The sequence below is a fragment of the Kitasatospora sp. NPDC058218 genome (assembly GCF_042882445.1).
Lineage (GTDB): Bacteria > Actinomycetota > Actinomycetes > Streptomycetales > Streptomycetaceae > Kitasatospora.
Genome location: NZ_JBHVWC010000138.1, coordinates 1 through 6507, shown reverse-complemented (window position 1 = coordinate 6507; position 6507 = coordinate 1). Strand labels below are relative to the sequence as shown.

The 6507-nt window shown below is 70.1% G+C and carries 8 protein-coding genes and 1 pseudogene; 4 read left to right on the top strand and 5 right to left on the bottom strand.

Translation table 11 applies throughout. The features are described 5' to 3' along the window. On the top strand, nucleotides 1–190 hold a 190-nt coding region (locus tag ACFVYI_RS42055; protein ID WP_387895350.1), incomplete at its 5' end, for a hypothetical protein. A 200-nt stretch (nucleotides 191–390) separates the two neighbouring features. Here ACFVYI_RS42055 and ACFVYI_RS42050 read toward each other — a convergent pair. Together ACFVYI_RS42050 and ACFVYI_RS42045 are read right to left on the bottom strand one after the other, a co-directional pair. Next, nucleotides 391–765: a DUF6193 family natural product biosynthesis protein gene (locus tag ACFVYI_RS42050; protein ID WP_387895348.1), complete on the bottom strand. Its 375-nt coding sequence runs from the start codon at nucleotides 763–765 to the stop codon at nucleotides 391–393. A gap of 280 nt (nucleotides 766–1045) precedes the next feature. After that, on the bottom strand, nucleotides 1046–1636 hold the full coding sequence (locus ACFVYI_RS42045) for a hypothetical protein (protein WP_387895346.1): 591 nt from the start codon (nucleotides 1634–1636) through the stop codon (nucleotides 1046–1048). Between the two features lie 729 nt (nucleotides 1637–2365). Between ACFVYI_RS42045 and ACFVYI_RS42040 the strand changes: the two genes are divergently transcribed. Further along, nucleotides 2366–2527: a hypothetical protein gene (locus ACFVYI_RS42040; protein WP_387895344.1), complete on the top strand. Its 162-nt coding sequence runs from the start codon at nucleotides 2366–2368 to the stop codon at nucleotides 2525–2527. Between the two features lie 325 nt (nucleotides 2528–2852). Here the strand turns inward: ACFVYI_RS42040 and ACFVYI_RS42035 are convergent, their stop codons facing one another. Together ACFVYI_RS42035 and ACFVYI_RS42030 are read right to left on the bottom strand one after the other, a co-directional pair. Next, complete coding sequence (locus ACFVYI_RS42035; protein ID WP_387895341.1) at nucleotides 2853–3437, bottom strand: hypothetical protein; 585 nt, start codon at nucleotides 3435–3437, stop codon at nucleotides 2853–2855. Between the two features lie 1045 nt (nucleotides 3438–4482). After that, complete coding sequence (locus ACFVYI_RS42030; RefSeq protein ID WP_387895338.1) at nucleotides 4483–5052, bottom strand: GNAT family N-acetyltransferase; 570 nt, start codon at nucleotides 5050–5052, stop codon at nucleotides 4483–4485. Between the two features lie 451 nt (nucleotides 5053–5503). Between ACFVYI_RS42030 and ACFVYI_RS42025 the strand changes: the two genes are divergently transcribed. Together ACFVYI_RS42025 and ACFVYI_RS42020 are read left to right on the top strand one after the other, a co-directional pair. Further along, entirely contained in the window at nucleotides 5504–5785 is a 282-nt protein-coding gene (locus ACFVYI_RS42025; RefSeq protein WP_387895336.1) for a transposase, read from the top strand. Nucleotides 5786–5995: 210 nt separating this feature from the next. Next, nucleotides 5996–6157: a hypothetical protein gene (locus ACFVYI_RS42020; RefSeq protein ID WP_387895334.1), complete on the top strand. Its 162-nt coding sequence runs from the start codon at nucleotides 5996–5998 to the stop codon at nucleotides 6155–6157. A 116-nt stretch (nucleotides 6158–6273) separates the two neighbouring features. On the opposite strand, the pseudogene ACFVYI_RS42015 reads toward ACFVYI_RS42020, so the two are convergent. Continuing rightward, nucleotides 6274–6507 (bottom strand): annotated as a pseudogene (locus tag ACFVYI_RS42015) (hypothetical protein); the annotation flags it as partial.

The following is a 6507-nucleotide window of genomic DNA, read 5'->3' as shown; positions in this document are numbered from 1 at the left end:
TCAGGTGAGAATGCATCCCGCGAGACTACGTGCCCCGCGCGCGCCGCACTCGACCGGCAAGAACGCGGGGCGAACGTTGCCTGATACGGCACTAGAAGCCGACGACGCGGGCGCCGACCTCTGGTGGCCGATCGCCGACCTGGACGACGGCCCCGCGCCCTGGTGGAAGCTCACCGGCACCAAGCCCTGACCGACACCACCACCCACACCTTGATGCCAGCCCCGGACCGCCGGGGCGGGCATCACGGAAGCCCGGCCGGGACGGCCGCCGGGCCATCAAGGTGCCCCGGCGTTATCACAGGGTTGATCACTTCGCTCCGCCCGCACAGAACAAACCTGACCTGTCTCAACGAAGTTTGACCGTTCTCAGCGAGGTTTGACCGGCGCGGCTCAGTCGGTGGAGCTCTCCGGTGGGGGCCAGGGCCCGTCGAAGGCTGGTCCGCAGTCAGGGGGAAGGTGGGCCACTACCAACGCAGCCGCCTCATGCGGTGTGAGTGACTCGCCCAGGACACGCTCCGACACGCCCAGCGGCGCATACACAATGCACGATTGCGCGTCGCCCACGATGAACGGCAGGTCGTTGCTCCACGGGAAGTGCGTGTTCCGGTGGAAGCTGAGGGCCCCGTGGCTCGGAAACGGGAACAAGGCCCGCAATCGCGGTTCGGCGTAAGCGGCCTCTATGACCGCGGGCTCCCCTCGCCTCGCCGTGGGATGCCTCTCCAGCATCCCCCGCCAGGTCTTCTCGACAACCGTCTCCTGAACCATCCCGCGATCATGACATCCGCACCTGTCCAGGACAACCCGCCCCACCCCGGTGGTCAAACTCCGATGAGACAGACCCACACCGGTCAAACTTCGTTGAGACGAGTCAAAACCGGAGGGCGCGAGGCGGGCATCAAGGTGACCGATGCCGCTCTCACCAATGCTTCGACCTGATGCGTCATCTCGCCGTGATCTGGCCGCCAAGGTTGGAACGGATACCTTGGCGGCCCATCAAGGTACGGAGCGACCCGGCGGCGAGACCATCAAGGTGGCCGACGGGTGGTCAGCACGGAGCCGTGCCGTCCTCGTCGTCGGGCAGGGCCGGCAGCGGCCAGGCCGGGTCGGGTGACCAGGCGGTCCAGGGGTCGGCGAACGGGCCGGCCCGGTCCTGGAGGAGGCCGAGCGCACGCTGACGGGCCCGCTCGACCAGGGCGTGGAGGTCGTCGCCGACCAGGCCCAGGGCGCCGGCCTTGCGCGTACTCGTCCTCGTCCTTCCACGACCAGGCCGAGAGGTCGGGCTCCACCACCAGGTCGACGAACAGGTCGAAGGTTGGGCGGGCCCACGGCGGCCCCCGCCGCAGGGGCCCCGCGGCCCGGCGGCCTCCCGGACCAGCTGCGCGAAGCGGCCGGCGCCGACGGCCACCGCACACCCCTGGCCCTGCGGGGCGCCCCGCCCCCGGCCGCGGGCCGTATCGAGCGCGACCTCCTCGCTGCGGCGATCGCCACGCTCCTGGAGCCGCAGCGCCGCAGACCTCTGCGGCAGGTGGACGCCGCCTTGGTGCACGAGAGCGTCCAGGCTCTGCGCCGTGAAACCGTGCGCTGGGCCGACGAGCCGCTCGCACCGGCGGCCCGGCGCCTGTGGGAGCACCTGCACCTGCGCATCCCGCTGACGGCCGTCATCACCACTGCGGACACCGGGCGACATCGCCCGGCGGTAGCCGCCCGGGACCGGCGCGGAGGTGCGCGGGCAGGGTGGTCACGGCCGTCCGTCGTCGCCGGTCGTGCGGCCGGGGCCGTCCGACGACACACCATCTCCGCCGGGGTCCTCCTACCGCGCACCACCGCAGTCCAGCCCCCAGCACCGCCCGGCCCGTTCCAGCGCCCCGACCGTGTTGAACGCGACCAGCCGCTGCCACCAGCAGCGCAACCTTCGCCCTGTCACCGCACAACAGGGCCGAGGTTCTGCTCCATCACCGCATTCTCGGCCGGGGTCCACCATGGGCAACCGCCTGGCAAGCCGCCGGGTCACGGCTGCGGCCGCCCGAGCGCCGCCGCGCCGGTCCTCGCCGACTTCGAGGGCGCCCTGGTGTGCGCGCACCGCGGAGCCCGGGCAGGCGGTTGCCCGGCCCGGGACCGGGCGAAGAGTGCAGCACGAGGACCGCGGCGACGGCCTGGGCGGGAATCCGGGCGCCGGATCCCTGCAAAACGGAATCCGCGAGCCAACCGACATCAAAGCCTTCGATCAGAAGGCAACTTCTTGAACGGAACGTTAAATACAAGGCCTGGACTCGTACTTGGGTGTAGAGTCTGAAGCACAGAGGGTGGCCCGAAGGGTCGGCATCGCGGTGATGCCGACGGACCACCCGCGAACAGGGGGAGCACCATGACCTACCACATCGAGGTAGCACGGGCGACTAACGACGAGCGCCTGCGGGAGGCCGAGAAGCACCGCCTCGCCCGCGCGCTCCGGCTCAAGAGCCGCGCCGAGCGCACCGCCCGCCGCGCCCACCGGGCCCTGACAGGCCTGGTCGGCCCGACCGTATGAGCACCACCCGCGATGGGCCGTCACCGCAGCACCGGTGACGGCCCATCCGCCGTCTACGGCAAAGGCTTTCGGTGAACCGGGCGGTCGGCCGGGACAACGGGCCGGGGCCGGGACGGACCGGCGGACAGCGGCCGAGCGGGCCGGAACAGGGCCGGCTGCCTGCCCACCGGCCCGGAGCAGCCGGAGCGGGCTGGCGCGGCCAGGCCCGGAGCCGCAGAACCCGCCCGCACACGACCGCGCAGGAGCGCAGCACGACGCCGGCACCCCACCCGCTACACCGGCATCCGCGTGCCGGCGGGCGCCGCGGGTGGCATACGGGGTACTTTCACTTGCCCCAGGGGACGGCACGCCCGAAGACGTCGTTGACCTGTGCTGCGACGTCTTGGCGGATCGTGGCGAGGGAGACGGCGGCCATCACGGCGAAGGTCCAGCGCAGGCTCGTGGCCATCGCTGGGCTGTCCGCCACGAAGGGGACCATCGGCAGGAGGACCGCGGCTGCGGCGAACACCGCGGCCGGTGCCAGTCGGGGCATCCACCGCGTGAGGCGGCCCGGCAGGGCGACGTCCGACGGCGCCCCCGCCAGCAGGGCGGCACGGTCTCCTGCCAGCAGCGCCCGAAGGCCGTTCAGGAGCGAGTGCGTCACCTCGTCGACCGCGGCCGGGCTGTGGGCCTCGGCGAGATCGCGCTTGTGGGCGCGGAACACGGCGGCGATCCGCAGGTTCGCCAACCGCAGGGCGGCCGTCACTACGGGACCGGCGTTGTGGATGCGGCCCGGGTACATTCCAGCGCGCTCCACTCCGACTGCGATCTCCTCCAGCCGCTTCGTCCAGCCCGCCACGTCGTTGGTGGCGAACCAGCGGTGCCGCTTCTCGTGGAGATCGGCTACCAACCGCGCCAGCTGAACGCACACGCCGTCGAACGGACGGCACACCGCGCGCGACCTGGGCCCGGGACCGGGTGTAGAGCACGAGGTAGCCGCCAAGGACGAGCGAGACCACGCCTGCGGCCAGCATCCCGGCCCACTGCCCGTTGATCCTCGCCACGGGGTCACCCGGCAGAGGTGTCAGCAGCCGGTGGCGGCCCTTGACGACGACTGTCAGGAAGCCGACGGACGAAGCGAAGACTGCCGTGAACGACATGACGGCCTCGGCCCGCTTCAGGCCGGGAAACAGCCGACACAGCAGGTCCGTCCCCGCCACTGGCACGATCAGGGCGACCAGAAGTCCCACCCCGCCGGAGAACCGCAGCACTCACGGCGAAGTCGACCGCCTCCTCCAATGTCGGGTGTGGGGGACGACGCACCCACGGGCTGCTTGTGGCAATCGCCACCGCGAACGCCGCAACCACCCACAACACTCCCCGCATCCGCCACCTCGCCACCGTGCTCGCGCAGTACCAGCGCAGCAGGGCACCACGGACCTGGGACCTGGGCATCCAACCGCGCCCTCTCCGCCTCAGGCACGGCCTCCTGGGCCTTCCTGGCCCGATCTGCCCTGACCTTGTGAACCAAGATCTCCCGGTAGCGGACCCGCAGCGTCAGCAACGGGAGCCGGGTACGGACAGCCTGCACCCAAGTGATCGGCGGCGTCGTCGTAGTCACGCCGGAAGATGTAAAGGTGTGCACGCACCGCTGCAGGACATTCGTCGAATCCCGGCATACTCGTCTCCCTCACCACGTCGGCGATGCGCAGCCCACCGTGCTGACGCGGACGTAGGCCTAGCGGGCGGTCCCGGTCGACGAACACCAGACGATGCTTCGGGCCGGCACCGGCCTCGCGGCGGCGGTCGCCGCCGCGCCGCTCCCGCAGCGCAGACTCCTGCTGCGCCTTCCACGCAGGGACGAGCTCAGCGGCGAGTTCGGCAAGATGCTGCCGGGATATGCCCGATAGGGCATGACGAGACAAGGCCGCGCGAGCTGATGACTTCACATCCACGGGCGCCGCGCCTCGCGCCGCCTACGCCTGCCGCAGCTCCCACTGCTCCTTCGTGATCTCGTACCGCACACCCCCGTGCTCGGAACCCTCGACCGCCATCATGTCGTCCGGCGTGGGGACGTTCTCCGCGAGCGTCATCCCGAGCTTCTCCATGACGTTGCGCGAAGGGCGATTCACGGTCATCGTCTCGGCCCAGACCATGCGGATGCCGAGCTCGGCGAACCCCTTCGCCAGCAGCGCCTGCGAGACCTCGGTGGCGTAGCCCCGGCCCCAGGCCGCCTGGCGCAGGCGGTAGCCGAGTTCGGCCTCCTGCCGCGGGCCGCTGCGCAGGGGACGCAGGCAGAACCAGCCGACGAACGCGCCGCCGTCCTTCTCGTGCCCGGCGAACAGGCCGAGGTCATGATCCCAGCGCTGGTAGCCGGCGAGGATGCTGGGGATGGCGAGGTCGCGGACCTCCTCTGGCGGGGTCGGAGCGCCGCCGGTCAGGTAGCGCATCACCGCCGGGTCGCTGTCAAGCTCGATCAGCAGGTCCGCGTCGGCGGCGGCGAAAGGACGGAGGGCCAGGCGCTCGGACTCGAGGTAGGTGGTCACGTGAGGATCATGGCCGAGACGGGTCGGACGGGCCAGGGAGTATTCGGGCCGCGTCTGTCACCGGGTGGGGTGCTGGAGGAACAGCAGCATGGCACGGCCGCCTTCACGTCACGGCCGAGGACCCGCCTTCGTTACAACCAGATCCGCTCGCGCGCGGCCCTCTCGACGTCGGTCAAGCCGCCGCCCTGCGCGTATCTCACGACCAACAGCTACCGGGCCCGTCCGGTGCCTGTCAGCCGGACAGCCCGACATCACCCGATCAAGTTCAGTAGCGGTCGAGTTGCAGGATAACCCCGCGGATATGACGGCCCTGGTCCCCATGGTGAGGGCCACCCAGCACAACTGCCAGGCCGCCGGGATCACTGAAGAAGTCCGCGCATGGCTCGCCGACAACGGATACGCCTAGACGGCCAGCTTCGAGGCCCTGGCCGAGCTTCCCCTGCTGGTCGCAGTGGCCGGTGACTCGTACTCCGACGGCACAGAACCGCCGACCGTCGACGACCTACCCACTGGCCATCGCGAGATGGCCGCCCGACTTGCCACCCCTGCCGGCCGCAGCCTCTACAAACGGCGCAGTGCTCTGGTCGAGCCCGGCTTCGCCCAGCTATTCCAACGGTTCGGGCGTCAGCTCCACCTCCGAGGACACGACGCAGTGGACACCGAGATCAAGCTTCTCGGCACCGTGCACAACATGAACAAGATCTTCCGCCTGAAGGCCAAGAACCGCCCTTGACAGCTGGAGTCCAGCAGTTGTGCGACAGCCTCCAGCCTGCCCGGCAGCCGCACCGAAACCGTCCCGACCAGGGCCGGGACGGCCTCCCGGCGCGAAGAACAAGCACCGGGCCAGACGCCACAACGTCGGCAAGACCGTCAAACGCGCCGAATCGATCAAGGAACACAAGGCACAGCGGCGATAAACGCCAAGCTGATACCGGGTCAGGGTGTGTCACAGGATCAGCGCAAGGCCCTCATCCCCCAGGCCGGAACCGAGCTCCGGCGCGCCATCGCCGACACGAGTGAACGCGAGCGCGCCGAACAGCGGCTGGCCGAGGTCACGGCCCGTCTGAAGGCCGATATCCGTATCCGCAGGCACGGCGCGATCTGAACACCGCGCGGGACCGCTGGGAGCAACTGACCGGTCAGCGGCCCGAGTGAGGCCGTTCCGCTCAGCCAGGCGTCCCTCGCTGTCAGGAAGATCAAGGACGCCTCACATCGCACTTCTCAGTTGCTTGCGGTGGCTATGCGCTTGGTGTCGGCGTTGTCGGGGAGGGCCCAGAATCGGGTCCAGTTTCCGGTGTTGTAGTCGCCGTCGGCGCCGTAGATGATGTCGTCGTCGCCGATGGAGAACAGGTGGACGGTGTTGCCGGTGGAGGCGGCGGCGATTTCCTTGGTTCCGGTGTTGGGCGGTTGCGCCGGGTCGAAGTTGCTCCAGCCGCTGGTGGCGTAGTTGCGGTC

Bases quoted from the DNA above. Each gene is read 5' to 3' on its own strand.
- ACFVYI_RS42050 (WP_387895348.1), bottom strand. From the start codon at position 765: ATGGTTCAGGAGACGGTTGTCGAGAAGACCTGGCGGGGGATGCTGGAG.
- ACFVYI_RS42040 (WP_387895344.1), top strand. From the start codon at position 2,366: ATGACCTACCACATCGAGGTAGCACGGGCGACTAACGACGAGCGCCTG.